The sequence below is a fragment of the Actinosynnema sp. NPDC023658 genome (genome assembly GCF_040639995.1).
GTDB lineage: Bacteria > Actinomycetota > Actinomycetes > Mycobacteriales > Pseudonocardiaceae > Actinosynnema.
The window spans coordinates 1-1,090 of the sequence record NZ_JBFAAX010001463.1 but is presented as its reverse complement, the minus strand read 5'-3'; the positions used below and the strand labels follow the sequence as shown (position 1 = coordinate 1,090).

Genomic DNA, 1,090 nt, shown 5'->3' with positions numbered 1-1,090 from the left:
GGTGCGGGCGCACCACGCGGACGGGCATGTCCAGGTCCAGCACGACGGTGACGCCCGCCGACCAGTCCTGGTGCAGCCGCAGGTAGCCGTCCTCGGGCTGCACGTCGACCGGGCGCCCGCCGATCGACACCCGCGCCGACGCGCACCAGCCCGGCACGCGCAGCGACAGGGTGAGCGGTCCGGAGGCGGTGACGGTCAGCTCGACCCGACCGTGCCACGGGTAGTCGGTGCGGGTGGTGATCTCCGCGGCGACGCCGTCGACCTCGGTGCGCACCGTCCCGGCCGAGTACAGGTGGACCTGCACGCCGCTGTCGTCGGTGGTGGTCGTGTAGCCGTGCAGCGAGGCGACCAGGCGGGCCAGGTTGGGCGGGCAGCAGGCGCACGAGTACCACGCCAGCCGCTGCGACGGCGCGTCCTCGTGCGAGCCGTCGTGGCCGGTGCGCAGGTGCAGCGGGTTGGAGTAGAAGAAGTGCTCGCCGTCCAGCGACGTGGAGCCCGCCACCGCGTTGTACAGGGCGCGTTCCAGCTCGTCGGCGTAGCGGGACCCGCCGGTGGCCAGCAGCATCCGCCAGTTCCACTGCACCGAGGCGATGGCGGCGCACGTCTCGCCGTACGCGCGGTCGGACGGCAGTTCGTACGGGTCGCCGAACGCCTCGTCGCGGTGCCGGGAGCCCTGCGCGCCGGTGACGTAGGTCTTGCGGCCGAACGCGTCGTCCCACAGCCGCCGCGCCGCCTCCAGCAGCTCGTCGTCGTGGGTCTCCACCGCCACGTCGACGACCCCGGCCAGCAGGTACAGCTGCCGCACGGCGTGGCCCGCGACCTCGTCCGCCTCGCGGACCGGCACGTGGTCCTGGAGGTAGGCGGGGCCGAAGCGCTCGTCGTTGAGCAGGCCGCGCCCGCGCAGGTCGATCATGCGGCGGGCCAGGTCGAGGTACGGGCGGTGCGCGGTGACCCGGTACAGCTCCACCAGGGCCGTCTCGACCTCCGGGTGGCCGTCGAGGCCGTCCGGGCCGTCGTCCGCGCCGAACCGCTCGACCAGCAGGTCGGCCAGGCGCCGGGCGACGGCGAGCAGCTCCGACCCGACGCCGGC

At 74.6% G+C, this 1,090-nt stretch carries 1 protein-coding gene; it reads right to left on the bottom strand.

Annotated features, from left to right (window positions below; genetic code table 11):
* Positions 1 to 1,090 (bottom strand): beta-L-arabinofuranosidase domain-containing protein (locus AB0G02_RS41825; protein WP_360806614.1); only part of this gene is annotated, 1,090 nt, incomplete at both ends.